Annotated in this window: 23 protein-coding genes; 13 read left to right on the top strand and 10 right to left on the bottom strand. The window is 60.4% G+C overall.

Annotation, left to right across the window (positions count from 1 at the left end; genetic code table 11):
• The first annotated feature begins 21 nt into the window (after nt 1-21).
• Nucleotides 22-1,080 carry a DNA polymerase IV gene (gene dinB, locus ASE80_RS09480; protein ID WP_056858684.1) on the top strand — a complete coding sequence of 353 codons (1,059 nt, stop codon included), beginning with the start codon at nt 22-24 and terminating at the stop codon, nt 1,078-1,080.
• Nucleotides 1,081-1,211: 131 nt separating this feature from the next.
• On the opposite strand, the gene ASE80_RS09475 is transcribed toward dinB, so the two are convergent.
• The 4 genes from ASE80_RS09475 to ASE80_RS09460 form a co-directional block, all read right to left on the bottom strand.
• Nucleotides 1,212-2,165: a hypothetical protein gene (locus ASE80_RS09475; protein ID WP_056858683.1), complete on the bottom strand. Its 954-nt coding sequence runs from the start codon at nt 2,163-2,165 to the stop codon at nt 1,212-1,214.
• A 20-nt stretch (nt 2,166-2,185) separates the two neighbouring features.
• Nucleotides 2,186-3,901 carry a proline--tRNA ligase gene (locus tag ASE80_RS09470; protein ID WP_056858682.1) on the bottom strand — a complete coding sequence of 572 codons (1,716 nt, stop codon included), beginning with the start codon at nt 3,899-3,901 and terminating at the stop codon, nt 2,186-2,188.
• Between the two features lie 197 nt (nt 3,902-4,098).
• Nucleotides 4,099-5,631 carry an AmpG family muropeptide MFS transporter gene (locus ASE80_RS09465; RefSeq protein ID WP_017139744.1) on the bottom strand — a complete coding sequence of 511 codons (1,533 nt, stop codon included), beginning with the start codon at nt 5,629-5,631 and terminating at the stop codon, nt 4,099-4,101.
• Nucleotides 5,632-5,674: 43 nt separating this feature from the next.
• Nucleotides 5,675-6,037 (bottom strand): MGMT family protein, encoded by a 363-nt coding sequence (locus ASE80_RS09460; RefSeq protein ID WP_056858681.1) that lies wholly within the window; start codon nt 6,035-6,037, stop codon nt 5,675-5,677.
• 148 nt (nt 6,038-6,185) lie between these two features.
• Between ASE80_RS09460 and ASE80_RS09455 the strand changes: the two genes are divergently transcribed.
• The 6 genes from ASE80_RS09455 to ASE80_RS31615 all read left to right on the top strand — a co-directional run bounded on the left by ASE80_RS09455 (nt 6,186) and on the right by ASE80_RS31615 (nt 11,292).
• Complete coding sequence (locus tag ASE80_RS09455) at nt 6,186-7,193, top strand: DUF481 domain-containing protein (RefSeq protein WP_056858680.1); 1,008 nt, start codon at nt 6,186-6,188, stop codon at nt 7,191-7,193.
• A gap of 125 nt (nt 7,194-7,318) precedes the next feature.
• Nucleotides 7,319-8,050: a HugZ family pyridoxamine 5'-phosphate oxidase gene (locus tag ASE80_RS09450; RefSeq protein WP_056858679.1), complete on the top strand. Its 732-nt coding sequence runs from the start codon at nt 7,319-7,321 to the stop codon at nt 8,048-8,050.
• 66 nt (nt 8,051-8,116) lie between these two features.
• The gene (locus tag ASE80_RS09445; protein ID WP_016975517.1) at nt 8,117-8,593 is read left to right on the top strand and encodes an FxsA family protein; all 477 of its coding nucleotides are present in this window, start codon (nt 8,117-8,119) and stop codon (nt 8,591-8,593) included.
• A gap of 247 nt (nt 8,594-8,840) precedes the next feature.
• Nucleotides 8,841-9,137 (top strand): co-chaperone GroES, encoded by a 297-nt coding sequence (locus ASE80_RS09440; protein WP_017139748.1) that lies wholly within the window; start codon nt 8,841-8,843, stop codon nt 9,135-9,137.
• A 49-nt stretch (nt 9,138-9,186) separates the two neighbouring features.
• Nucleotides 9,187-10,833, top strand: a complete 1,647-nt coding sequence (gene groL / locus ASE80_RS09435) for a chaperonin GroEL (protein ID WP_056858678.1) — start codon at nt 9,187-9,189, stop codon at nt 10,831-10,833.
• A gap of 324 nt (nt 10,834-11,157) precedes the next feature.
• Nucleotides 11,158-11,292 carry a hypothetical protein gene (locus ASE80_RS31615; RefSeq protein ID WP_256598347.1) on the top strand — a complete coding sequence of 45 codons (135 nt, stop codon included), beginning with the start codon at nt 11,158-11,160 and terminating at the stop codon, nt 11,290-11,292.
• Nucleotides 11,293-11,728: 436 nt separating this feature from the next.
• On the opposite strand, the gene ASE80_RS09430 is transcribed toward ASE80_RS31615, so the two are convergent.
• The 3 genes from ASE80_RS09430 to ASE80_RS09420 form a co-directional block, all read right to left on the bottom strand.
• Nucleotides 11,729-13,024 (bottom strand): sensor histidine kinase, encoded by a 1,296-nt coding sequence (locus ASE80_RS09430; protein WP_056858677.1) that lies wholly within the window; start codon nt 13,022-13,024, stop codon nt 11,729-11,731.
• Nucleotides 13,017-13,712: a response regulator gene (locus tag ASE80_RS09425; RefSeq protein ID WP_056858676.1), complete on the bottom strand. Its 696-nt coding sequence runs from the start codon at nt 13,710-13,712 to the stop codon at nt 13,017-13,019. The genes ASE80_RS09430 and ASE80_RS09425 overlap by 8 nt, the downstream gene beginning before the upstream one ends.
• Before the next feature lie 77 nt (nt 13,713-13,789).
• The gene (locus tag ASE80_RS09420; protein WP_056858675.1) at nt 13,790-15,739 is read right to left on the bottom strand and encodes an LTA synthase family protein; all 1,950 of its coding nucleotides are present in this window, start codon (nt 15,737-15,739) and stop codon (nt 13,790-13,792) included.
• Between the two features lie 200 nt (nt 15,740-15,939).
• Between ASE80_RS09420 and colR the strand changes: the two genes are divergently transcribed.
• The 5 genes from colR (at nt 15,940) to ASE80_RS09395 (ending at nt 19,710) form a co-directional block, all read left to right on the top strand.
• Nucleotides 15,940-16,623, top strand: a complete 684-nt coding sequence (gene colR, locus ASE80_RS09415) for a two-component system response regulator ColR (RefSeq protein WP_003175870.1) — start codon at nt 15,940-15,942, stop codon at nt 16,621-16,623.
• Nucleotides 16,613-17,893 (top strand): sensor histidine kinase, encoded by a 1,281-nt coding sequence (locus ASE80_RS09410; protein ID WP_056858674.1) that lies wholly within the window; start codon nt 16,613-16,615, stop codon nt 17,891-17,893. The genes colR and ASE80_RS09410 overlap by 11 nt, the downstream gene beginning before the upstream one ends.
• 188 nt (nt 17,894-18,081) lie before the next feature.
• Nucleotides 18,082-18,762 (top strand): class I SAM-dependent methyltransferase, encoded by a 681-nt coding sequence (locus ASE80_RS09405; protein ID WP_056858673.1) that lies wholly within the window; start codon nt 18,082-18,084, stop codon nt 18,760-18,762.
• A gap of 4 nt (nt 18,763-18,766) precedes the next feature.
• Complete coding sequence (locus ASE80_RS09400; protein ID WP_056858672.1) at nt 18,767-19,486, top strand: lipopolysaccharide kinase InaA family protein; 720 nt, start codon at nt 18,767-18,769, stop codon at nt 19,484-19,486.
• Entirely contained in the window at nt 19,483-19,710 is a 228-nt protein-coding gene (locus tag ASE80_RS09395) for a hypothetical protein (protein ID WP_056858671.1), read from the top strand. The genes ASE80_RS09400 and ASE80_RS09395 overlap by 4 nt, the downstream gene beginning before the upstream one ends.
• Before the next feature lie 54 nt (nt 19,711-19,764).
• On the opposite strand, the gene ASE80_RS09390 is transcribed toward ASE80_RS09395, so the two are convergent.
• Genes ASE80_RS09390 through ASE80_RS09380 form a run of 3 tightly spaced genes read right to left on the bottom strand, consistent with a single transcriptional unit; the run spans nt 19,765 to nt 23,391 of the window.
• Nucleotides 19,765-20,865 carry a DUF1513 domain-containing protein gene (locus ASE80_RS09390; protein ID WP_056858670.1) on the bottom strand — a complete coding sequence of 367 codons (1,101 nt, stop codon included), beginning with the start codon at nt 20,863-20,865 and terminating at the stop codon, nt 19,765-19,767.
• 2 nt (nt 20,866-20,867) lie between these two features.
• Nucleotides 20,868-21,932, bottom strand: a complete 1,065-nt coding sequence (locus tag ASE80_RS09385) for an imelysin family protein (RefSeq protein ID WP_056858669.1) — start codon at nt 21,930-21,932, stop codon at nt 20,868-20,870.
• Nucleotides 21,933-21,963: 31 nt separating this feature from the next.
• The gene (locus ASE80_RS09380; RefSeq protein WP_056858668.1) at nt 21,964-23,391 is read right to left on the bottom strand and encodes a di-heme oxidoreductase family protein; all 1,428 of its coding nucleotides are present in this window, start codon (nt 23,389-23,391) and stop codon (nt 21,964-21,966) included.
• A gap of 140 nt (nt 23,392-23,531) precedes the next feature.
• Here ASE80_RS09380 and ASE80_RS09375 point away from each other — a divergent pair, with 140 nt between their 5' ends.
• Complete coding sequence (locus tag ASE80_RS09375; protein ID WP_056858667.1) at nt 23,532-24,095, top strand: NAD(P)H nitroreductase; 564 nt, start codon at nt 23,532-23,534, stop codon at nt 24,093-24,095.
• Nucleotides 24,096-24,212: the final 117 nt, after the last annotated feature.

The raw sequence follows: 24,212 nt of genomic DNA, 5'->3' as shown, positions 1-24,212 counted from the left end.
TGGATTACACCCTCTGTTTATATGACGCAGCGCAAAATCATCCACGTCGACTGTGATTGCTTCTACGCCGCCATCGAGATGCGCGACGACCCGAGCCTGGCGCAAAAGCCCTTGGCGGTCGGCGGCTCGGCAGACAGGCGCGGGGTGATTGCCACCTGCAACTATGAGGCGCGGGCCTATGGCGTGCGCTCGGCCATGTCATCGCGTCACGCCTTGAAGCTGTGCCCGGACCTGACCATCGTCAAGCCGCGCATGGATGCCTATAAAGAAGCCTCGAAGGAAATCCAGACGATCTTTCGCGACTACACCGATCTGATCGAGCCGTTGTCGCTGGACGAAGCCTATCTGGATGTGTCCGACAGCCCGCATTTTGGCGGCAGTGCCACGCGTATCGCCCAGGACATCCGCCGGCGCGTCTCCAACCAGTTGCACATCACCGTGTCGGCCGGCGTGGCGCCGAACAAGTTTCTGGCCAAGATCGCCAGCGACTGGAAAAAGCCCAATGGCCTGTTTGTGATCACCCCGGATCAGATCGAAGACTTTGTGTCGCAGTTGCCGGTGAAAAAGCTGCACGGGGTTGGCAAGGTCACCGCCGACAAGCTGGCGCGCCTGGGCATCGAAGACTGCCTGCAACTGCGCGAGTGGAACAAGCTGGCGCTGGTGCGTGAATTCGGCAGTTTTGGCGAGCGGCTCTGGGGCCTGGCCCGGGGGATTGATGACCGCGTGGTGCAGAACGACAGCCGTCGGCAATCGATCAGTGTGGAAAATACCTACGACGTGGACCTGCCGGACCTTTCAAGTTGCCTGGCGAAATTGCCTGAACTGATGGAAACGCTGGCGGGGCGCATGGCGCGTATCGACAGTAGCTACCGTGCTGGCAAGCCGTTCGTTAAGGTGAAGTTTCATGACTTTACCCAAACGACGCTGGAGCAGGCCGGAGCAGGGCGGGATCTGGAGAGTTATCAACAGCTGTTGACGCAAGCGTTTAACCGGGGCGGGAAGCCGGTGCGGTTGTTGGGGATTGGGGTGCGGTTGCTGGACTTGAGCATCGGTAACGAGCAGCTGCAATTTCCCTGGTAAAAACCGGATCCAAAAAATGTGGGAGCTGGCTTGCCTGCGATAGCGCTGTGTCAGTCATTGATGCTTTAACTGATACACCGCTATCGCAGGCAAGCCAGCTCCCACAGTTGTCTTTCGGTGTTGCTTAAATCTCAGCGTGCGCCTGGATCTGCGACAAGCCTTCCTGCATCCTTGGTCAGCGCCTGCAGAAACTCCTGCTGCAATTCCGGATCATTGCGCGTCAATTCGATCAGGCTTTGTTCCAGCTCACTGGCTTCTTCTTCCAGGCCCAGCTCCGACAGGCGTTTGACCCGGTGCACCCACTGGCTCACTTCGTCATCTTCCAGGTCGTCGTAGATCAGGCCATGGGCTTCGAGCAACTTGCCGCGCAGGGTGTTGCTGACCGCCAGGGTCGAGTCGGAATGCACATCGTCCTGGCCATCTTCCACGCTGATCTTCAAGGTGCTGACGCGGTTCAGGTCCTGCTCGGCAAACGGGCTGTCCAACAGGTTCAGGCGCAGTACACCGTCGCGGTCGGTGGTCAGCTCATGGGTCTGCTTGCCGGCGGTGACTTGCACCGGGCGTTCGCTCCAGGGCAGGCTCGAATACTCGGTGCGCTTGTCGCGCTGCACTTCATCGATACCCGCCAGGTTCTGTTGCGCACGGCCGTGGGATTGCACGTTCATGAACGGGTTGATGCCGTCCACGCCGTAGCTCAGCCAGTCGTGCGTCATGCTGGTGGGCAGGTTACCGAGGGCGAAGATATTCACCACGTTGGCGCCCGCGCCCGCTACCAGTGCAACGGCACCCAACGGCATCTCATAGAGTTTGCGCCAGGCTTGGTAGGGGGTGTAGCGATCGTAACGGCGGGTGACTTCGAACTCGGTGACCTCAAAGGTCTTTTGCTCGTGAATGCGAACCCGGCGTTGCGGCAGTTCCAGCACTTTGGGTTCGCCTACATCGATTTGCAGGCTGTGATCGAGCAACTTTCGCTCGACCCGCTCCTCGTGCTCGCTGCGTTGCGACATTTGATTGGCGCAGCCGCTGACCAGCAGGGCGCCGCACAAGGCGGCGCCCCCCAGGGCTCTGGTGTTTCGCTTGAACATGACTTCTCTTGATCTGGTTTTCAGCGACGAATACGCGCCTGAAGGAAAGACAGCACGTCAGCCACCGGCAACGGTTGGGCTTCGGCTTCGGTCCGGCTTTTGTATTCCAGATTGCCATCCGCCAGGCCGCGGTCACTGACCACGATACGGTGCGGGATGCCAATCAGTTCCATGTCGGCGAACTTGATGCCCGGGCTGGTTTTCTTGTCTCGGTCATCGAGCAGCACTTCAAAACCGGCAGCTGTCAGTTCGGCATACAGTTTGTCGGTGGCTTCGCGTACTTGCTCGTTGTCGTAGCGCAGCGGTACCAGGGCGATCTGGAACGGTGCCAGGGCGTCGCTCCAGATGATGCCTTTCTCGTCGTTGTTCTGCTCGATGGCAGCGGCAACCACGCGCGATACGCCAATGCCGTAGCAACCCATGTCCAGGGTGATCGGCTTGCCGTTCTCGCCCAGCACTTCGCACTTCATCGCCTTGCTGTACTTGTTGCCCAGCTGGAAGATGTGCCCGACTTCGATGCCACGCTTGATTTCCAGGGTGCCCTTGCCATCCGGGCTTGGGTCACCGGCCACCACGTTACGCAGGTCGGCCACGGTCGGAACCGGCAGGTCACGCTCCCAGTTCACGCCGAAGTAGTGCTTGTCATCAATGTTGGCACCGATACCGAAGTCGCTCATCAGCTCGACCGAACGGTCGATGATGATCGGCAGCGGCAGGTTCAGCGGGCCCAGCGAACCGGCGCCGGCGCCAATGGCGTCGCGCAGTTCGGCATCGGTGGCCATGACCAGCGGGCTGGCCACGCCAGGTTGCTGGGCAGCCTTGATTTCGTTGAGTTCGTGGTCGCCACGGATCACCAGGGCGATCAGCTTGCCTTCTTCCTCGGCGCGCACGATCAGGGTCTTGATGGTCTTTTCAATTGGCAGGTTGAATTTTTCCACCAGGGCCGCGATGGTCTTGGTCTCTGGCGTGTCCACCAGGCGCAGCTCTTCAGCCGGTGCCGGGCGGGACGTTTCCCGTGGCACGGCTTCGGCTTTCTCGATGTTCGCCGCGTAGTCGGAGCCGTTGCTGAACACGATATCGTCTTCGCCGGACTCGGCCAGCACGTGGAACTCGTGGGAGCCGGCGCCGCCGATGGAACCGTTGTCCGCTTCAACCGGGCGGAATTTCAGGCCCAGGCGCGTGAACACGTTGCAGTAGGCCTGGTGCATGCGGTCATAAGTGGCCTGCAAGGACGCCTGGTCTGCGTGGAACGAATACGCGTCCTTCATGATGAACTCGCGGCCGCGCATCAAGCCGAAGCGTGGGCGGATTTCATCACGGAACTTGGTCTGGATCTGATACAGGTTCAACGGCAGCTGCTTGTAGCTGCTCAGCTCGTTGCGCATCAGGTCGGTGATCACTTCTTCATGGGTCGGGCCGGCGCAGAAGTCGCGGCCATGACGGTCCTTGAAGCGCAGCAACTCAGGGCCGTACTCTTCCCAGCGCCCGGATTCCTGCCACAGCTCAGCCGGTTGGGTGCTCGGCATCAACACTTCCAGAGAGCCGGCGGCGTTCATTTCTTCGCGAACGATGGCTTCGACCTTGCGCATCACCTTCAAGCCCATGGGCAGCCAGGTGTACAGGCCGGAGGCCAGTTTGCGGATCATACCGGCGCGCAGCATCAGCTGATGGCTGATCACAACCGCGTCGGAAGGCGTTTCTTTCTGTGTGGCGAGCAAATATTGACTGGTACGCATGGTAGGCCGTTGTCGGTTGCTTGGACTTGAAATGACTTGGGATTGTACGGGCGGTTGTCGCTGGAGTACAGGCGTGAGGTCGTGGCGGTGTTTGTGTTGGAGTAGAGCCTGTGTGGGAACTGGCGTGCCTGCGATAGCGGTGTTGGATTCACCATCGCTATCGCAGGCAGGCCAGCCCCCACATTGACTGAGGTGGGTCAGTCTTCTGCGGGAGGATTCAATCGCGCCCGTCGGCTTTCCTGAAACCAGTGCAGCGCAATCAGGAACAGCGTCGGCACACCCAGCAGGCAGGTGATGATAAAGAAGTTGTGATAGCCGAACTTCTCCACCATCACGCCCGAGTAGCCACCAATCAGGCGCGGCAACAACAGCATGATCGAGCTGAGCAGCGCGTATTGGGTGGCAGAGAACTTGAGGTTGGTCAGGCTTGACAGGTAGGCGACAAACGCCGAAGTGGCCAGGCCCGAACTGAAGTTATCCAGGGAGATGGTGAAGATCAGCATCTGCAGGTCGGGGCCCATGTCGGCGAGCATCACGAACAGCAGGTTGGTGGCCGCCGAGGCAATGCCGCCGATAAACAGGATCGGCAGGATGCCGAAGCGCACGATCAACAGGCCGCCCATACCGGCGCCGAGCAGGGTCATGATCAGGCCGAAGATCTTGCTGACCCCGGCGATCTGGTCCTTGGTAAAGCCCTGGTCGATGTAGAACACGTTGGCCATCACGCCCATCACGGTGTCGGACATGCGATAGGTGGCAATCAGCCCGAGCAGCAGCAGCGCCTGCCAGCGATAACGCAGGATAAAGTCGTTGACCGGCGTCAGCACCGGCGCCAAACCCCGGCGGCCCATGGCCGAGAGGCACAGGGTGGTGAGGATGATGTACAGGATGGCGCGCAGGAACGCGCGGTCTTCCATCAGCAGCTCCCACAGGCTCACGCCGTGGAACAGCACGCTGGCGAAATCGGTGTTGTACAGTTGGGTGAACATCGCCGGGACCGACACCAGCAGCACGATCAGCACAAAGACCGAAACAAGCTGATGCGCAAAGCTGTAGCGCCCGGCCTGCAGTTGGGTGCGCAGTGGCACATCGGGTTCACGCATGAAGAAGGTGGTCAGCAGCGCCGGGATCATCAACACGCCGAACAGCACATAAGTGCCGGTCCAGGCCGAGTGTTTATAGTTGAAACCGGTGGAACCGAAACCTTCGGCAAAGAACAGCGCGCCGGCGGTGGCCAGCAGTGCGGCGATGCGATAGCCGGACATGTAGCTGGCAGCCAGCGCAGCCTGGCGGCTGTCGTCGGCGATTTCCAGGCGATAGGCGTCTACCGCGATGTCCTGGGTGGCTGAGGCGAAGGCTACGATAACGGCAATGGCGATCAGCCAGGACAAGTGCTTTTGCGGGTCGCAGAAGCCCATGCCGATCAACCCGAGGATCACCAGCGTCTGGGCAAGTACCAGCCAGGAGCGACGTCGTCCCAGTTTGCCGAGCAGTGGCAGGCGCCATTGGTCGAGCAGCGGCGACCAGACCCATTTAAACGCGTAGGCCAGGCCGATCAGGCTCGCATAGCCGATGGTCTCGCGGGCCACACCGGCCTCGCGCAACCACACGGAAAGCGTCGAAAACACCAACATGTAAGGCAAGCCGGCGGCGAAGCCGAGCAACAACAGGACTAACGTCGAAGGGCTGGCATAGGCGGCGAGCGCGGCGCGCCAGGTTTTACGGGGCATGGGCTGGAGTCTGCCTCAGATTTGCGGAAACAAAGCGCGCACTCTAACCGCTGTGCTCTACCGGGCGCCAGCCATGACGCTGAATATCAACGCGATTATTCAGGATACTGACGCCTTCACTGCGCAAACGCGCACGTTGTTCGTCGCCTGAAGCACTGCCCACCGGCAGACTTATCCGACCACCGGCACCCAACACCCGATGCCAGGGCAGGCGGGTGTCCTCGGGAAGCTGGCTCAAGGTACGCCCGACCCAGCGGGCGGCCCGGCCCAGGCCGGCAAGGTGCGCCAACTCGCCGTAACTCACCACGCAACCTTCGGGCACTTGCGCCAGGGTCAGGTACAAGGCCGTGCGGCGCATGTCTGCGGGGCTTTGGGGGGCGTCTTCGGGTGTCTGGGGTGTGGGCATCGCCGCGTCTTTATAAAGAGGTGTTTTTGTAAGAAACGTCTGTAATCATGCCGTTGAGAATTGAACTCAATATAAATCCTTGAGTCAGTCCAAGCTATCTAACACGATAACGCCCCTTTTTCGCCATTTTCGAGCCTCGAATTCGCTTATGTTGTCCAGAACCCTGCTCTGCCTTGCTGTTCTCAGCGCCTCCACGCCCCTGCTCGCCGACACCATCTGGTTGAAGAACGGTGACCGCCTGACCGGCAAGATCAAAGTCTTCGACGGTGGCAAATTGCTGATTCAGACCAACTACGCAGGGGCCATCCCAGTGGATTGGAAACAGGTCAAGACCCTGGAAAGCGATCAGGAACTGCTGGTCAAGCAGGACGCTTACACCGGTGAAAAGGCCAAATCCCTGAAAGCGGCGGAGGATGGCAAGGTCACCCTGACCAATGGCGAAGCGCCGAAAACCGTGGACTTGGCCAGCATCCAGCAGATCCTCAAGCCAAAGCCTGTGATCGAAGACCTGGTGTGGAAGGGCAATGTCGACCTGGCGCTGGACTACAAACGCGCCGACAAGGACACCAACGACTACGACATCGACTTCAAGACCACCGCCCGTCACGGCCAGTGGCGGCATACCGCCCAGGGCGAATACAACCGCGAGTTCCAGGATGACGTGACCACCACTGATAACTGGTCGCTGGAATATGACCTGGACCGCTTCATCACCGAGCATTGGTACTGGCAGGGCCGCCTGACCTACAAGCGTGACAAGGTTGAAGACCTGTCCCGCCAGCGCACCGTCGGTACTGGCCCTGGCTACCAGTTCTGGGACGATGAGCTGGGCGCGTTCTCCCTCGGCTCGCTGGTCAACCGCACCGATTACCAGTATTCGGACGATCGCAAGAGCAACTTCTATTCCCTGGCCATGAAATGGAGCTACAACCGCTACCTGGTGGGCAAGACCGTGGAATTCTTCACTAACGGTGAAGTGGGCAAACCGCTGGCCGGGCCGTCCGATTACTCCCTGGATGCGGAAATGGGCCTGCGCTACAAAGTCACCGAGTGGGCGTCGCTCAACCTCAAGGCCGAGCGTGACCTCATTAATGGCGAATCGCAAAGCAGCCTGGACAAGACCCGTTACACCGCAGGCTTCGGCGTCGCCTGGTAAAGCAGCCCGGTAAAACCAGCAACGGGCACTCTGGCAACCCGCGCCGATATTGATTACCTTGTGTTGAGATTCATTCCCATAGACGCCATAGGCTGTGGGCGGCTGAACACCCGAGGAGTCATACCGTGAGCACGCAGGTTGCCAAGAACGCCCGAGAGCTGTTGCTCAAGGAATACCGTGGAGCGCTCTCCACATTGTCCAAAGCCATGCCGGGTTTTCCCTTCGGCTCAGTGGTGCCGTACTGCCTCGACGCGCAGGGCCAGCCGATCATCCTGATCAGCCGCATCGCCCAGCACACGCACAACCTGCAAAAAGACCCCAAGTGCTCGTTGCTGGTGGGTGAGCGCGAGGCGGACGACGTGCAAGCGGTAGGGCGCCTGACCTACCTGGCCGAAGCCGAAAAGCTTGAGGATGAGGCAGCGATTGAAGCCGCCGCCGAGCGCTATTACCGCTACTTCCCGGATTCGGCCAACTACCACAAGGCCCACGATTTTGACTTCTGGGTGCTCAAGCCGGTGCGTCACCGTTACATCGGCGGCTTTGGCGCGATTCACTGGGTTGACCAGCTCACCCTGGCCAACCCGTTTGCGGGCAAAGCCGAGCGCAGCATGATCGAGCACATGAACAGCGACCACACCAAGGCCATCGCCCACTATGTGGAGCTGACCGGCCTGCCGACCACCGAGCCTGCGCAATTGGCCGGTATCGACAGCGAAGGCATGCACCTGCGTATCGGCCAGTCCTTGTATTGGCTGCCGTTTGCCGAGCCTTGCAACACGCCGACACAAGTGCGCGAAGCCCTGGTTTCATTGGCTCACGCCGACGTCTGGCCGAAAAAAGAAGCCGCCAGCGCTTGAATTCACGAAACGGCGACGTCATCTAAGGTGGACTGGCAAGGCATTCTTGCGTTGAGGAACCATTTGATGCGCCCTTTTTTATTGCTCTTTCTGCTGTTCCCGGTGTTGGAGCTGTTCGTATTCGTTCAAGTCAGCAGTGCCATCGGGTTTTTCCCGGCGTTGCTGTTGATCATTCTCGGCTCGATGCTCGGCGTGCTGGTGCTGCGCGTCGCCGGCCTGGCCACGGCGCTGCGTGCCCGTGAAAGCCTGAACCGCGGCGAACTGCCTGCACAGACCATGCTTGAAGGCCTGATGATGGCTTTGGCCGGTGGTTTGTTGATCCTGCCGGGCTTTATCAGCGATGTGGTCGGCCTGGTGATGTTGCTGCCGTTCACCCGCAAGCTGCTGGCCGGCAAGATGCGCCAGCGTGCCGAAGAAGCGGCGATCCGCCAGCGCGCCTTCGCCGATGACCTGCAACCCCGTGGCGGGCCGGCTCCACGCCAGCCGTTGGGGCGTGAAGGGGATGTGATCGAAGGCGAGTTCGAACACCGCGACAGCAAATAACCGCATGACCTGCACGGCGCCTTTGGGTGCTGTGTTGCTTTTGCCGCCCGGCATTCGTAAAAAATTTCCGTCGCGGCCTCTTGTAATAAGCTTATGCGCCCTTATGTAACGGTCACCGCAAGGTTTCTGGTGGCGACACCAGACAGACTTCCGCGTCTTGCTTGGCGAGGCGCGACCGGCACCGCCGGAATACAACTTGCCGGTATCGATACCGGCCGATGAAAAACACAATTAGGAGAGATCGACAATGAGCAAGCTTCGTCCTCTGCACGACCGCGTCGTAATCCGTCGCAGCGAAGAAGAAAAGAAAACCGCTGGCGGTATTGTTCTGCCAGGTTCGGCTGCTGAAAAAGCCAACCACGGTGTGATTCTCGCTGCAGGCCCGGGCAAGACGCTGGAAAACGGTCAAGTACGTGAGCTGGCCGTAAAAGTGGGTGACAAGGTTGTTTTCGGCCCTTACTCCGGCAGCAACACTGTGAAAGTCGACGGCGAAGACCTGCTGGTCATGGCTGAGAACGAAATTCTCGCCGTTCTGGAAGACTGATTCCCCGCTCATTTTCCCGTTACTACAAAGTATTTAAGGAATATCGATCATGGCTGCTAAAGAAGTTAAATTCGGCGATTCCGCCCGCAAAAAAATGCTCACCGGCATCAACATCCTGGCTGACGCGGTAAAAGCGACCCTGGGCCCTAAAGGCCGTAACGTGGTTATCGAGAAGAGCTTCGGCGCTCCGACTATCACCAAGGACGGCGTTTCGGTAGCCAAAGAAATCGAACTGGAAGACCGTTTCGAAAACATGGGCGCGCAGCTAGTCAAAGACGTTGCCTCCCGTGCCAACGATGACGCAGGCGACGGCACCACCACCGCTACCGTACTGGCTCAAGCCATCGTCAACGAAGGCTACAAGGCCGTCGCTGCAGGCATGAACCCGATGGACCTCAAGCGCGGCATCGACAAGGCGACCATCGCCATCGTTGCTGAGCTGAAAAAGCTGTCCAAGCCATGCGCCGACACCAAGGCTATCGCTCAGGTAGGCACCATCTCCGCCAACTCCGACAACTCCATCGGCGACATCATTGCCGAAGCCATGGAAAAAGTCGGTAAAGAAGGCGTGATCACCGTTGAAGAAGGCACTGGCCTGGAAAACGAACTGTCGGTTGTAGAAGGCATGCAGTTCGACCGTGGCTACCTGTCCCCGTACTTCGTCAACAAGCCTGAGACCATGGTTGCCGAGCTGGACAGCCCGCTGATCCTGCTGGTCGACAAAAAGATCTCGAACATCCGCGAAATGCTGCCAGTGCTGGAAGCCGTTGCCAAAGCCGGCCGCCCACTGCTGATCGTTTCCGAAGACGTTGAAGGCGAAGCCCTGGCGACTCTGGTCGTGAACAACATGCGTGGCATCGTTAAAGTCGCCGCCGTCAAGGCCCCAGGCTTCGGCGATCGTCGCAAGGCCATGCTGCAGGACATCGCTGTTCTGACCGGCGGTACCGTAATCTCCGAAGAGATCGGCCTGAGCCTGGAAAGCGCCACCCTGGAAAACCTGGGTAGCGCCAAGCGCGTGACCATCTCCAAAGAAAACACCATCATCGTTGACGGTGCTGGCGTTGAGCAGGACATCCAGGCTCGCATCACTCAGATCCGTGCCCAGGTTGCCGAAACCTCGTCCGACTACGACCGTGAAAAACTGCAAGAGCGTCTGGCCAAGCTGTCTGGCGGCGTTGCAGTGATCAAGGTTGGCGCCGGTTCCGAAGTTGAAATGAAAGAGAAGAAAGCCCGCGTTGAAGACGCCCTGCACGCAACCCGTGCAGCCGTTGAAGAAGGCGTGGTACCTGGCGGTGGCGTTGCGCTGATCCGCGCTCTGGAAGCCCTGGCTGACCTGACCGGCGACAACGCTGACCAGAACGTCGGTATCGCTGTTCTGCGTCGCGCTGTTGAAGCACCGCTGCGTCAGATCGCTGCCAACTCCGGCGACGAGCCAAGCGTTGTAGTCAACGAAGTCAAGAACGGCAAAGGTAACTACGGTTACAACGCTGCGACTGGCGAATACGGCGACATGATCGAAATGGGCATCCTGGACCCTACCAAGGTGACTCGTTCCGCGCTGCAAGCAGCAGCCTCGATCGGTAGCCTGATCCTGACTACCGAAGCTGCAATCGCCGACAAGCCAAAGGCTGAAGGCGCAGGCGGTGGCGGTATGCCTGACATGGGCGGCATGGGTGGCATGGGCGGCATGATGTAAGCCAGCCTTACCCGGCTACTGAAAAGCCCCGCCTGCAGTGATGCAGGCGGGGCTTTTTTGTGCAGTATCCAAAAATGTAGGAGATCGAATGTGGGAGCTGGCTTGCCTGCGATGGCATCACCTCGGTGCACCAGACATACCGAGTCGCCTGCATCGCGGGCAAGCCCGGCTCCCACATGGCTGCCTGTGTTGATCTCAACCCAATGTACGGCGCCGCAACAGCTTCCTGAAGGTCATGCCCCGTGACAGGGTTACTTGGGCAGCCGGCACAAGTGCCATGGGTTGCGGTGCAGCAGCTTGGTCGAGTGAGCCAGGGCCAGGCAGGTGCGCGAGTTTCTCAACGCCGGCGGCTCGGGGCCACCTCCGGGGTGGTGGGGTGAGGAGCGCATCCTGCGCCGTTGGCCGACGTGCCGTATTGGCGGTGTGATCGCCAGCGTGTTTGTCTTCCATCCGTGGTGATGGCTTGTCCGTCACCGCCAGGCGCGAGGCCGACGCATTACCGGGCACGAATGCGCCGGCAACGATGCACAGCGACAGCATCAAAGTGGGCAAATGCTTCTTACGGGGATGCATGAAAGGGCTCTCCAACCGGGGATTCAGTTGGCGAGGTTACGGGCGATGGGATGGCTTGGCTGTCACAGGCTGTAACAGCGCTACAACCGGCGATACCCTTCAATAAGGACGAACACTGTCACTGTGGCGAGCAGGCTTGCCCTGCGTTGGGTGGCGAAGCCGCCCCAAATCAGGCAACTCGGTGAGTCAGTTATAACGGGCTGGGGCTGCTGCGCAGCCCAACGCAGGGCAAGCCTGCTCGCCACGGGTTGCTTTTCTCCAGTGCCGTTTCTGAGTCGACTTACTTGAATGCATCAGCCCAAAGACCTTGAAAGGCATGCCTCTAAAGAGGCCGCAACGGCAGTACCAGGCTCATGCGTGCGCCGCCCAGCGGGCTGCGGGTTACCGACAACTCACCGTGATGCCACTGGGTTGCGCGCTTGGCCAGCGCCAGGCCGAGGCCGAAGCCACTGGGTTCGTCGCCGCCCATGGCAAGCCGCACGAAGGGCTCGAAAATCTTTTCACGGTTCTCCGCCAATATGCCGGGGCCGTCATCGTCGACATGCAGCACCACGTGCTGCTCACCCTGATAAGTGGCGCTCACGCACACTCGATCACGCGCATAGGTGATGGCGTTGCTCAACAGGTTGCGCACGATCAGGTGCAGCAGGGCGCGGTCGCCGATCAGTTCAAGCTGTGCTGGCTCGGTTTCCAGGCTCAATTGGCGATGGTGCCCATCCAGCAAGGCGAACTCCTGGTGCAGCCAGTCACGCAGGTTGATGGGCTCGTGCTGCAAATCACTGGGCGCGCCGGCCATTCGCGCAAAGGCCAGGCTGGCGCGAACCAGGGCTTCGAGTTCTTCGACATCGGTTTGCAAGCGCTCCTGAAGGCGTGCGCGGGTCGGCGGGTCTTCGCTCTTGCTCAGCAACGTAAGGGCGAAACGCATGCGCGCCAGCGGTGTGCGCAGTTCGTGGGAGACGGCTTGAGAGACTTCGCGATGGCGTTCGCTCATGGCGCTGATGTCCCGCGCATGCTGTTGCAAAGTCAGCAGCAACGGCGTCCATTCCTTGCCCAGGGCGGGCAGCATCACATTTGGGCTGAGTGCCAGGGTGTCCAGGCAGTGGGTGAGCGTGGCCAGGTCCTTGTTATGCCGCCGGTACGCGCGCAAACCGAGGCCGAGCAGCAGCAACACCGGCAAGCCTGCGACGCAGGCGGTGATCCAGAAAATCGGGAATTTCAGCAGGTCCTTGACCTCGGCACTCCCCCACATAGGGCCGAAGCGGATCACGGTTTCGTCGTCCAGCGGGAAGTAGCTGATGTCTTCGTCGCTGTTCAGCGCCGGCTGCTGATGTTCGAGCATGACCATGGCTTCGGGGGGCAATTCGACGTCGTCATACGGGATCAGCTCTACCGGGTACTGGAAGTGCGCGCGCAGGATGTCCATGCGCGCTTCACGCTTTTCGGCAGGCACGCCTTTAAGCTGTTCGGCCACCAGGTAGCCTGGGCCGGCCATCAAGCGCAAAAAGCTGTCTTCGCCGACAAACACCGAGGCGTTGGTGCACAGCCACAGCAGATAAAGGGTCAGGCTCGTCCAGCCCGCGCCCGCCACGGCCACCATCCAGGGGCGCAGTTTAAACATGCTGGGCCGCCTGGGGGATTTCGACAAACAGGTAGCCTTGGGCCGTGATGGTCTGGATGGTCACCGGGCAGGCCAGGCTCATCAGCTTTTTGCGCAGGCGCGACACACGCATATCAATCGAGCGGTTAAGCCCGTCGTATTCCAGGCCGCGCAAGCTTTGCAGGAGTTTCTCGCGGGTCAGCAACACGCCACTGTGGCGGGCGAAAATCGCCAGCAATTCGAACTCGGCCACCGAGAACTGCAACGGCGTGCCGTCGAGCCAGGCGAAATGACTGTTGAGGTCCAATCGAAACGCGCCCCACTGATAAGACGCGTTGGGCGCCTGGCGGTGACGGCGCAGTAACGAGCGCACCCTGGCCAGCAACAGCAGCGGGTCGACCGGCTTGACCACGTAATCGTCGGCACCCACGTGGAAACCGGTCAATTGCTCGGCGTTTTCATCCAGCGCGGTCATCATCAGGATCAACCCGGGGTAGCTGTCGCGAATCTGGCGGCACAGGGTAAACCCGTCGATGCCCGGCAACATCACGTCGAGGATCAACAGCGCCGGTTTTTCCTCAAGAATGCGCTGAGCGGCGCGATCACCACGGTGCTCCACGGCGACGGTAAAACCCTCCGCCCGCAGGAACTCGGCCGTCAGCGCGGCCAATGGGCGGTCATCTTCGATCAGCAACAGGGAGTCGGACATGCAAGGGCGCCATCGCCGGAGGATGGCGCAAGTGTCACGCCCTTGCCCTGTGGTAGGCAAGGGCCAGAGCGCAGCTGTCAGCGTACGCTGATCGCAGGGGGCACTTCCTTCGGCGCCTTCCAGCTCAGCAACTGTTGCGTGTAGCCATAGCTGGCCGCTTGGTAGTAGGTGATGGCGCGTTGGATCAACGGATCATCACTGCCCACGCGTAACTCCTGGCTTTCACCCAAGGCTTGATCGTGGCGACGCAGGCCCTGGCGTGGGCTTAAAATGGCCAGGTCCTTGCCGTCAAACAGCCCCAGATACTGGTAGTTGCCGACCACCACGCGCGGTGGCAGCGGGTTGTCCTGCAACAGGTTGCGGCCGAAGAAGGTCGATTCGTAACTCAGGTTGATCAGGCCCAGCAAGGTCGGCGCAAGGTCGATCTGGCTGGCCAGTTGTGCGGTTTCCCGCGCTTCGATCAGCTTGGGGGCATAGATGAACAGCGGGATCTGGTAGTTGGTGATCGGCAAGTCTTCCTTGCCTGCGCTGCCGGCGGTGTGGTCGGCGACGAACACGAAAATCGTGTTATCGAACCAGGGTTTCTGGCGTGCCGCTTCGAGGAACTCGCCAATAGCGTGGTCGGTGTATTTGACGGCGCCGTCACGGCCTTTACCGGACTTGATATCAATGCGCCCGTCCGGGTAGGTGTAGGGGCGGTGGTTGGACGTGGTCATCAGCTGCAGCAGGAAGGGCTGCTGCTTGGCGTAGTCGGCGTCGGCAAGTTTCAGGGTTTGCCGGTAGAGGTCTTCATCAGCCATTCCCCAAGCGTTCTTAAACGAAATTTCCGCTTCAGGCACACTGCTCTGGTCGACGACCCGATAACCGTTGCCGCTGAAAAACGCGTTCATATTGTCGAAGTAACCGCGCCCGCCGTAGACGAACACGCTGTCGTAACCGACGGCACCGAGTTGTTGGCCAAGGCTTGCGAAACCGCTTTCACGGCCAATGCGCTTGACGATCGAGCGGCCGGGGGTGGGTGGAATCGCCAACGTGATCGCTTCCAGCCCACGGTCAGTGCGGGTGCCGGTGGCATAGAAGTTATTGAAGTACAGGCTTTGTTTGCGCAGCGCATCAAGGTTGGGCGTCAGGTTGTTCTCATCGCCATTGCTGCCCATGTATTTGGCGCTGAAGCTTTCGATGGTCACCAGCACGATGTTGGGTTTGCGCAATGTGCCTGGGTTGTCGATAGTGCGGCGGATATCCAGCGGGTCTGTGCCGATAAAGTGCGCATTGGGTTCGCTGAGTTCTGCGCGCAGTTGTTTGGCGACAACGTCGGTTGGCAGGCTTTTGTAGAACTGCGTGTAATCGAGTTCGTTATTGCGAAAGGCGGCAAAAAATTGGTAGGGGCCGTTGCTCGCCAATTCGTTCATATAGGCGTTGCCGCCTTGGGCACGCGGGCTGTTCTGGCTGATCAATTGCACACTCAGACCGGCGGCTAGCAACAGGCACAGGGCGTTCAGCAAGCGGCCGCGCATTGGCGGGAGCGGGGCGTTCATCGCCGCATTGAACGGCTTGCGCAGGGCCAGGCTTACTATTATCGCCAGCATCGCTAACAAACTGAGCAGCTTGCCGATCGGGTAGGACTCCAGCAGGTTGTTCAACACCTCCTTGGAATACACCAGGTAGTCGACGGCAATAAAGTTGAAGCGCACACCGAATTCATCCCAGAACAACCATTCAGCGACTGCAGTGAACAGCATGGCGAAGACGCTGACGGTGAGCACCGCTTGCAGGAACCAGCGATGGCCGCGTCGGCGCCACAGCGCGGGCGGGCACAGCAGCAGGTACAGGCCCAGCGGCAAGGCGGCATACACCAGGAAGCTCAGGTCATAGAGCAAACCCACGCCAAACACCGGCAGCAAATTGCCACCGACTTCATCCAGATGGGTGATCAGCAGCACGCTGCGGGTCAACAGGAAAATCACCAGCCAGGTGGCGGTGACGAGCAGCAGAAAGCGCATAGGCGCTGTTTTGAAAAACCCCATGTCCATATTCCTTATATCGATGGGCGCGATGTTCGACCTGACACTGTAATCAGTTTGTGAAGCTATAGTGAAAAACTTGTTGAAATATGTAATTGGTTGAAAACCTTTATCGACCTGGCCTCAAGGTCTATCCCTGAGCCACACTTGGCCTTAAGCTGCGCGAGCCAACAAGGCCGTTACCGCGTACGGAGACACTGCCCATGCGAATTTTATTGGTTGAAGACAACCGCGATATTCTGGCCAACCTGGCCGACTACCTGGGGCTAAAAGGCTACACCGTGGACTGTGCGCAGGACGGTTTATCGGGCCTGCACCTGGCCGCCACCGAGCATTACGACCTGATCGTGCTCGACATTATGCTGCCTGGTATCGACGGCTACACGCTGTGCAAACGCCTGCGTGAAGACGCCCGCCGCGACACGCCGGTGATCATGCTTACCGCCCGCGACCAATTGGATGACCGGCTGCAGGGCTTCAAGTCCGGCGCCGATGACTACCTGCTCAAACCGTTTGCCTTGTCCGAGCTGGCCGCGCGCATCGAAGCCGTGTTGCGCCGTGCCCAGGGCGGCGGGCGCCGTGCCCTGCAAGTCGGTGATTTGAGCTATGACCTTGATACCCTCGAAGTCACCCGCGAAGGGCGCTTGCTCAAGCTCAACCCGGTGGGCTTGAAGTTGCTCGCGGTGCTGATGCAAAAAAGCCCGCACGTACTGCGCCGCGAAATCCTCGAAGAAGCCCTGTGGGGCGACGACTGCCCGGACAGCGACAGCCTGCGCAGCCACGTTCACCAATTGCGCCAAGTGATCGATAAACCCTTCGCCAAACCGTTGCTGCAAACGGTGCACGGTGTGGGTTATCGCCTGGCCGAGGGCCGTGATGGAGTTTAAGCAAAGCCTTGCCCAGCGGATCATCATTGCCTTTGCGCTGATGAGTGCGTTGGTGGCGGGGGCCTTCGCCATGGGCATCGTTGCAACCGTGCACCTGGTGGAAGAAAAACTGATTTCGGCAGGCCTAGGCGGCGACCTCCAGCGCCTGTTGTTGATGGACAGCGTTGAGGACTGGAGCCACCGACCCGAGCCCGACCAGCTGTTTTACTTCAGCGGCGGGCCTGGAGATTTCGAGCTGCCCAAAGACCTGCGGCACCTGGAACCGGGGTTTCACGAAGTATTCCGCGAAGCGCTGTCGTACCACGCCATGGTTGAAGTGGTGGATGGCCGACGGTATGTGTTGCTGCAAGACCAAAGCGATTTCGAAGAGCGTGAGCGCGTGCTGTTTGCCGTGGTGCTGGTGGGTTTTGTACTCAGCCTGGCGCTCGCGGTGTTCCTCGGTTGGGTGCTGGCCCGCAAGGTAATGGCGCCTGTGGTGCGCCTGGCTCGCCAGGTGCGCCATCGTGACCAATTGCTGGGCTTGGCGCCGCCGCTGGCGCCGGACTACGCCGCCGATGAAGTCGGCGAGCTGGCCGTGGCGTTCGATGCCACCCTGGGCCGCCTGCGTGCGGCGTTGTCCCGTGAGCAATTGTTTACCAGCGACGTCAGCCACGAACTGCGCACGCCCTTGATGGTACTGGCCAGCTCCTGCGAACTGCTGCTGGAAAACCCGGCCATTGACCAGCGTGGTCGCAACCAGGTGCTGCGAATCGCGCGTGCCTGTGAAGAAATGCGCGAACTGGTGCAGACCTTCCTGATGCTGGCGCGTGCCAAACACGACGATGCCGCCATGTCGCCGCAGGTCAACCTCACGCAGGTGGCCGACGATCTACTCGGCATCTGGCGCGAGCCCATCGAGCAAAAAGGCCTTGAGCTGATCTATAACCCCGGCAATCCCCTGGACACCCGCTACAACACCACCTTTTTGCACGCGGTGATGGGCAACCTGTTGCGCAATGCGCTGCACTACACCGAGCAAGGCTTTATTCGCCTCACGCTCGAACCGAGCGGCTTTATCGTCGAGGACTCGGGGGTCGGCATTCCCGAGGACAAACGTGAAGCGATGTTCGAGCCCTTTGTGCGCGGCAGCGAAAAGCGCGGTGAAGGCCTTGGCCTGGGCTTGTCGCTGGTGCAACGCATCTGCGAGAGCCAGGGTTGGAGCGTCAGCCTGAGCACCATGGAGCCTAACGGCTGCCGGTTTCATGTCGAGTTGAGCCAGGTCAAACCCTGAGGATGGACCTGGCCGTTATCCTGCCAGACAACCCGCTAAATCGGCGAATATGGCCCCATGCTATTGCTTGTATCTGTAAAGTCTTGAAATGTATGGGATTGGACAGGACAAGTTTTTCACAACGGGTTGACCTGTTGATCACAGTTTGCTGCTTAAGGTTGTAGGCATCAGCTACTGGAGATCCGTTGATGTCTACCCCGATCAAGCTCGATTTTTCCGAAAAGTACGACGATCAGCACGCGCAGAATTATTTGCTCAAGCATCAGGACAATCTGGCTCGCCGGCTGTCCCACAAACGCGACGAGCAATTGGCGCGCGGCGCGTTGGCCATGGCTGGCGAGCCGGGCCTGGTGCTGGACCTGCCTTGCGGTGCCGGGCGGTTCTGGCCATTGTTGGCGGAGAAGCCCAACCGTGTGATTATCGGCGCTGACAATTCGGAGTCGATGTTGAAGGTCGCCACCGTCGCCCAGCCGGCGGAGGTGGTGAAGCGGGTACGGCCTTTGCACACGTCTGCCTTTGATATCGATTTGCCCGATAACGCGGTCGACAGTATTTTTTGCATGCGTTTGATGCACCACATTGGTGATCCGGCGCACAGGCTGGCAATACTGAAAGAATTTCAGCGGGTTACCCGCGACAGCGTGATTATTTCGTTGTGGGTGGATGGCAATTTCAAGGCTTGGAAACGCAAGCGCGCCGAAGCCAGACGTCGCAAGAAAGGTGAGCAGGAAGGTTACCAAAATCGGTTTGTGTTACCGGCTGCTACTGTCGAGGCAGAATTTGAGCAAGCCGGTTTCCGAGTTCAGGAATCCCTGGACTTCATGCCGCTCTACGCCATGTGGCGAGTCTATGTATTGCGTAAGAGGTAACAGGATGGCAGTTGAGTGCGTATCAGGCAGTCACGTAGCTCCCGAAGAACGATTTGATTTTTTCTGGCGCCAGCAGGGCGAATGGGTCGAGGAACCCAACCGCCGACGCGGTGGTGAAAGCGGTGTGCAGCGGGTGGTCAGCCCAAATGGCCGCTTGCTCTACAGCAAGCGCCAGACCGGGCATATTTACCGCAGTTGGCTTCACCCGTTCGGACGCCCGACCGTGTTGCGCGAACGTGACGCCCTCAAAGGCCTGCGTTCGCTGGATGTACGCGTTCCGGAACTGGTGTTCTGCGGCGCGCGCCGCGACCCCGAGCACCAATGGAAAGCCTTGTTGGTGACCGCGTCCCTCGACGGTTTCGACGAAATCGAAAACTGGTACGCCGCCGGTGGCCGTGAGCTGTACGGTGAGTTGGTTCACGAGCGCATGCTCAAGGAATTGGCGGGCACCCTGGCGCGCATGCACAAGGGCCGCTGGCAACATGGTTGCCTGTACATCAAGCATATTTTTGTACGCGTGACCGGCGAAGGCGACTCGGCCAAGGTGGAAGTGGCGCTGCTGGATTTCGAGAAGTGCCGTCAGCGCTTGACCGCTTATCGGGCCGCCTCCCATGACATGCTGCAATTGCGCCGCCATTCGTCGTGGAACAGTACCGACTGGGAAAAACTCAGCTACTTTTACGAGACGGCGTTTGGCAGCGCTATCAAGGGTTTAAGTAGATGAAGCTAGAAATAGCACGAGGTGTGTTCCTGGTCGGCGCGTTGGGCATTGCAGCCCTGGCGCTGGCTGCGTGGGAACAACCTCGCACACAAGTGCTCAGTGCGGTGCAGGGCAGCGGGCAATGCCTGCTGCCACGTGTTGCCAAAGCCAGTGTGGCGGCCAAGCCGGATCATGAGTTGCTGTTGTTCATGTTCGGCATGTCCCAAGGGATGAGGCCGCAGAGTTGAAAAGATTCCAACCCCCGACAAAGGGCCTTGCGATGCGAGGCCCTTTTTTTTAGCTCAAATTATCAGGTGCAAGTGGTTGTCCCAAAGCCCCGAGGGCAGCTCCAGCGGCGTGGCCACCAACTGCGGCTGGCGGCAATCGTAGAAGCGGCAACGGCCCTGGCCTGAGGTGACGACAAAGCCATCCGCCACCGCGCCGACACCTGCGCAGTCGGGCAACGGCCCGTCCAGACGCAGCGCACCGCTGTCCATGTCCCAGATAAAAAACCGGTTACCCCGCGGCGCCGTCAGTGCGACCAGACGCAGTTCGCTGTGCACGGCGACGCTGGCGGTGTAATGCCCCATGGCTTGCAGTTGCTCATCGGCCACCGGGAACGCCACGAACGGCTGCCCCGGGCGCTTGATCGCGAGCAACTCGGAGCGCTCCTGGGACGGCCCCATGAACTGCTGCCCGGTGAGGATCGTGCCATCGCTGGCAATCCCCATATGGCGCACGCTGTTCATCTGTTGGCCCAGGGTTTCCTTGCTGATCAGGCTGCCGTCGCGGTGCATCAGCACCAGGCTCGGTTCCATGGCGTTGAGGTTCATCTCCACACGGCTTTCGGCTTCGGTGCGAATGCCGCCGTTGGCCACCACCAGGGTTTCGCCGTCGGGCATCCACGACACCTGGTGCGGGCCGATGCCATGGGTGGAGATTTCGCCGCTGTGCACCAGCCGCTCGCCCTCGAACTTGTACACCCCGAGCAGGCCACGGCCGGGGTCGGAGGTGTCGTTTTCGGTGGCGTACAGCCAGTCGCCGCTCTTATGGATGACTGCGTGGCCATAGAAGTGGCGATTGGCATTGGACGTGATGGTTTGCAGCAGCGTGCCAGTACGCAGGTCGATCAGGTAACTCTCGGTGCCCGGGCGACGGGCGACGAACAGCGCAATCGGCAGTGTCGGGTGGTTGATGATGTCATGGCAGCGCTGGCCGACCTGGGTGGCAAACACTTGCGTGCCGTCCAGGCGAAAACCCACGGCGTAGTGCTTGCCGTCCGCGTCATCGCGGGCCGACAGCAGCAGCGGTGCCTGCTTCTTTTGTTTGAACAGCGTCCAGCCACCCAACGTCAGTGCGCTGAGCAGCACACTGCCAACCGCCAAAGCCTGTCGCCTGAGCATCATCAGTCACCGTCGTTAGCGTTAAAGCCCAGTTGGATGCCCAGCGCCTTGGCCAGATCACCTTCGTGCAGGCGGTGGACGACGTTGAGGCTGTCGTAAATGTCGTTGAGTTGCTGGCGCCCGGCGTCGTTGGCCAACAATTCGTTGAGCGTGCGCTGGTTGCTGGCGAACAGCTTGAGCGAGGCGGCGTAAGCGGCGTCGATCTTGTCGGCCAATGGCTTCTGCTCGGACGGCAACAGGCCGCGCAGGCCTTTGTTGTCGACACCCACCCACACGGTCTGCGCCGCCGCCAGGCTGGCTTGCAGGCTTTGCAGGGACGACTGGCTGCGCCAGGCATCGGCCTGGAACGGTTGCGGGATGCCCTTGGTCTGGCGGCCCATCGGCGTGCCGAGTTTTTTCTTCAAGGTATCCAGTGCTGTGACCTGCACACGCAGCAGGTCAGCGATGGCTTCGTGGGAATCGGCGTAGCGCTGGTTCGGGAACTTGGTCATCTGCGCGAGCATGCCGTCGGTGCTGTTCCAGCTGGCCAGGATCTCTTCGGCCAGGGTTTTCTGACGCTCACCAATGGCCACCAGCAGCGGGCAGTATCGGGCTTTCTGGGCTTCGTCGGCGACGTCGGTCTTGGCGTCGTAGAGGATGTATTCGTAGGCCGACAGGCCTTGCACCACCACGCTGGACTTGGCCAGGGCGGCGCCGTCGATCTGCGGCTGGGCGCTGACCAGTTGTTCGACCTGGCGACCCACCAGGTTTTTCTTGTCCGGCCAGAACTGCACTTGCCACGAACGGTTGCCCTCGGCCAGCGGGCCGATCAGCAGCGGTTGCAGCTCAGCCCAGGCTTTTTGCGCGTGCAGGAAGTCGGCGCGGGCCGTCTCCAGGCTTTCCTTGCCCTGGCAGTAGGCGAGGGCGCTGACGGCCAGCTGGCGGTCGGCTTCAACCCAGCGGCTGTAGGTGGGCAGGATCACTTGCTTGGCGATGGCCGCCGAGGTCACCGCTTGCGGGTCCTGGGGCGAGCAGGCGCCAAGGGCGAGGGCGGCAAGGCTGGTGAACAGCAACTTGGGACGGAACATGTCGAGCTCCCTTCTGTCAGTGTGGCAATGCTTATAAGGAATTCAGGAACGCCAGCAACGCAGCACGCTGCTCGGCATTAAAGGACAACACATGCTGCTGCGCCGCTTGTGCTTCACCGCCATGCCAGAGCACGGCTTCGAGCAGGTTACGGGCGCGGCCATCATGCAAAAACTGGGTGTGACCACTTACGGCCTGCGTCAGGCCAATGCCCCACAACGGCGGCGTACGCCAGTCGCGGCCGCCGGCCTTGAACTCGCTGCGGTGGTCGGCCAGGCCTTCGCCCATGTCGTGCAACAGCAGGTCGCTGTAAGGGCGAATCACCTGGTTGGCCAATTCAGGTTCGGCGGCTGTGGCCGCCGTGGTGAACGTCGGCTTATGGCAACCCTGGCAACCGGCCTGGTAGAACAGGTTTTTGCCGGCGAGCACCTGCGGCGTGTTGACGCCACGGCGTGCCGGCACGGCGAGGTTGCGGGTGTAGAACAGCACCAGGCGCAGGATGTTATCGCTGACTTCCGGCTCGCCCTCGGGGCCATTGCCATTGGGCGCCTGTTTGCAGGCGACTTGGGCGTCGGTGCAGTCATCAAAGGGTCTCAGGGACGTGGTGAGGCCCATATCACCAGAAAACGCGTGAACATTTTGTTGATTGAGGTTGGGTTGCCCGGCTTTCCAGCCAAAACGCCCGAGTACGGTTTGGTGCTGCGCGTCATCCCAGACCCAATTGGCGCGACCGACGAGGGCTTCCTTGTCGGCGGTTTTCGCGTCGGTGTTGCGCAGAATGTCGGCATCGCTGATGGCTTCGAGCAGGCCCAGGCCGATCATCGGCGGCGCAATCCGCGCCGAGAAAAGTGTTTCGGGGTGCATCGGGCCGTAACCCAGCTGGGTGATTTGCAGGTTTGGCTTGCGCAACTCGACCACGCTGCCGTCCTTGAAGGTCACGTTGACGGGCGTGTAGTCGACCCGCACTTTGCCTTCAGGTGCCACGCCCGGCACGGCCATGTCCTGCAGTTGCCCACCGTAAACCGGTTCAGGCACCACACCGATCTGCTCGATGAGCCGGGCATCGACAGGTGCAGCCGGAATCGACAGGCGCACCAGCATCGACACCGCATTCGGCGCGTCGGGCAGCGGCGGATGGCCACGGCCGTCCTTGATATGGCAGTTCTGGCAAGCGTTGGTGTTGAACAGCGGGCCCAGGCCATCACGCGCGGTGGTGGTGGACGGCGCAATCACCCAGGGGCTGCGAAAGAAGCTGTTGCCGACGCTGAAATCCAGGCGACGGGTGGGTGCCAGGTTGGCCGAAGGCAGGGAAAACGCGTTCTGATCGCGCTTGTTCACCGTCGTCGCGCCGCCCGCCCGTGATTCACCCGGCTCTGCCTTGGTGAACCTGGGCGCGTCATCGCAGGCAGCCAGGCTCAAGGCCAGCAATGCTGCACACACACGAAGAGGCGAACGGACCATCGGGTTTCCTGCGGCTAAGGCGAAAAATAAGGCCGCAAAGTCTAACAGGGCAGGGCGGATTGAATAAGAGCAATTATCGTTTGGTGGAATCCGATTCATTCCCGCTAGAATGACCGCACATTTTTTTCTGGAGGTGGCCAATGCAGGCTCTCGACGCTTTGCTCAACCGTGTTTCCGTGCCGCGTCTGCTGGAACCGGCGCCGACCCAGGAGCAGCGCGACGTGCTGTTCGCCGCCGCCATGCGCGCGCCGGACCACGGCCAACTGCGCCCGTGGCGCTTCCTCACCGTAGAAGGCGCCGCCCGTGAGCAGATGGGCACGCTGTTGGCCGAAGCCGCACGCCTGCAGGACGCCGACGCGCCGCAAGCCGCCATCGACAAGGCTCAGAATGGGCCGCTGCGTGCGCCGTTGGTGGTGGTGGTGATAGCGCGTCTGCAAGAGCACTTTAAAGTGCCTAAATCCGAGCAACTGCTGGCGGCTGCATGTGCGGCCCACGGTATTTTGCTGGCGGCTTATGCACAGGGGATTGGGGCGGTGTGGCGCACCGGTGAGTTGTCCTACTCGGCCCATGTGGCAAAAGGCTTGGGGCTGACGGCGGATGAGGAAGTGATTGGCTTCCTCTACCTCGGCACGCCGCAGAACCCGCCGCGCACGGCGGCCAAGGAAGATGTAGCGGCGTTTGTTCAGGCCTGGACTGGCGTCTGATTGTGGGAGGCTGGCTTGCCTGCGATAACGGCCTGTCAGTCATGGATGTACTGACTGACCCACCGCCATCGCGGGCAAGCCAGCTCCCACAGGGATCTTCATTGTGTTGAAGATCGG

The organism is Pseudomonas sp. Leaf15, assembly GCF_001421425.1.
Classification (GTDB): Bacteria; Pseudomonadota; Gammaproteobacteria; order Pseudomonadales; family Pseudomonadaceae; genus Aquipseudomonas; species Aquipseudomonas salomonii.
Note: the sequence above shows the minus strand (reverse complement) of the source record. Positions and strands in the feature narration are given on the sequence as shown.

What these genes read in the sequence shown, in the direction of transcription:
- ASE80_RS09440 (WP_017139748.1), top strand. Translation starts at nt 8,841, where the DNA reads ATGAGCAAGCTTCGTCCTCTGCACGACCGCGTCGTAATCCGTCGCAGC.
- ASE80_RS09420 (WP_056858675.1), bottom strand. Translation starts at nt 15,739, where the DNA reads ATGGGGTTTTTCAAAACAGCGCCTATGCGCTTTCTGCTGCTCGTCACC.
- ASE80_RS09465 (WP_017139744.1), bottom strand. Translation starts at nt 5,631, where the DNA reads ATGCCCCGTAAAACCTGGCGCGCCGCGCTCGCCGCCTATGCCAGCCCT.
- ASE80_RS09410 (WP_056858674.1), top strand. Translation starts at nt 16,613, where the DNA reads ATGGAGTTTAAGCAAAGCCTTGCCCAGCGGATCATCATTGCCTTTGCG.
- ASE80_RS09425 (WP_056858676.1), bottom strand. Translation starts at nt 13,712, where the DNA reads ATGTCCGACTCCCTGTTGCTGATCGAAGATGACCGCCCATTGGCCGCG.
- ASE80_RS09455 (WP_056858680.1), top strand. Translation starts at nt 6,186, where the DNA reads ATGTTGTCCAGAACCCTGCTCTGCCTTGCTGTTCTCAGCGCCTCCACG.
- ASE80_RS09430 (WP_056858677.1), bottom strand. Translation starts at nt 13,024, where the DNA reads ATGTTTAAACTGCGCCCCTGGATGGTGGCCGTGGCGGGCGCGGGCTGG.
- ASE80_RS09380 (WP_056858668.1), bottom strand. Translation starts at nt 23,391, where the DNA reads ATGGTCCGTTCGCCTCTTCGTGTGTGTGCAGCATTGCTGGCCTTGAGC.
- ASE80_RS09395 (WP_056858671.1), top strand. Translation starts at nt 19,483, where the DNA reads ATGAAGCTAGAAATAGCACGAGGTGTGTTCCTGGTCGGCGCGTTGGGC.
- dinB (WP_056858684.1), top strand. Translation starts at nt 22, where the DNA reads ATGACGCAGCGCAAAATCATCCACGTCGACTGTGATTGCTTCTACGCC.
- ASE80_RS09470 (WP_056858682.1), bottom strand. Translation starts at nt 3,901, where the DNA reads ATGCGTACCAGTCAATATTTGCTCGCCACACAGAAAGAAACGCCTTCC.
- ASE80_RS09475 (WP_056858683.1), bottom strand. Translation starts at nt 2,165, where the DNA reads ATGTTCAAGCGAAACACCAGAGCCCTGGGGGGCGCCGCCTTGTGCGGC.
- ASE80_RS09385 (WP_056858669.1), bottom strand. Translation starts at nt 21,932, where the DNA reads ATGTTCCGTCCCAAGTTGCTGTTCACCAGCCTTGCCGCCCTCGCCCTT.
- ASE80_RS09400 (WP_056858672.1), top strand. Translation starts at nt 18,767, where the DNA reads ATGGCAGTTGAGTGCGTATCAGGCAGTCACGTAGCTCCCGAAGAACGA.
- ASE80_RS09375 (WP_056858667.1), top strand. Translation starts at nt 23,532, where the DNA reads ATGCAGGCTCTCGACGCTTTGCTCAACCGTGTTTCCGTGCCGCGTCTG.
- ASE80_RS09390 (WP_056858670.1), bottom strand. Translation starts at nt 20,865, where the DNA reads ATGCTCAGGCGACAGGCTTTGGCGGTTGGCAGTGTGCTGCTCAGCGCA.
- ASE80_RS09460 (WP_056858681.1), bottom strand. Translation starts at nt 6,037, where the DNA reads ATGCCCACACCCCAGACACCCGAAGACGCCCCCCAAAGCCCCGCAGAC.
- ASE80_RS09445 (WP_016975517.1), top strand. Translation starts at nt 8,117, where the DNA reads ATGCGCCCTTTTTTATTGCTCTTTCTGCTGTTCCCGGTGTTGGAGCTG.
- colR (WP_003175870.1), top strand. Translation starts at nt 15,940, where the DNA reads ATGCGAATTTTATTGGTTGAAGACAACCGCGATATTCTGGCCAACCTG.
- ASE80_RS09405 (WP_056858673.1), top strand. Translation starts at nt 18,082, where the DNA reads ATGTCTACCCCGATCAAGCTCGATTTTTCCGAAAAGTACGACGATCAG.
- groL (WP_056858678.1), top strand. Translation starts at nt 9,187, where the DNA reads ATGGCTGCTAAAGAAGTTAAATTCGGCGATTCCGCCCGCAAAAAAATG.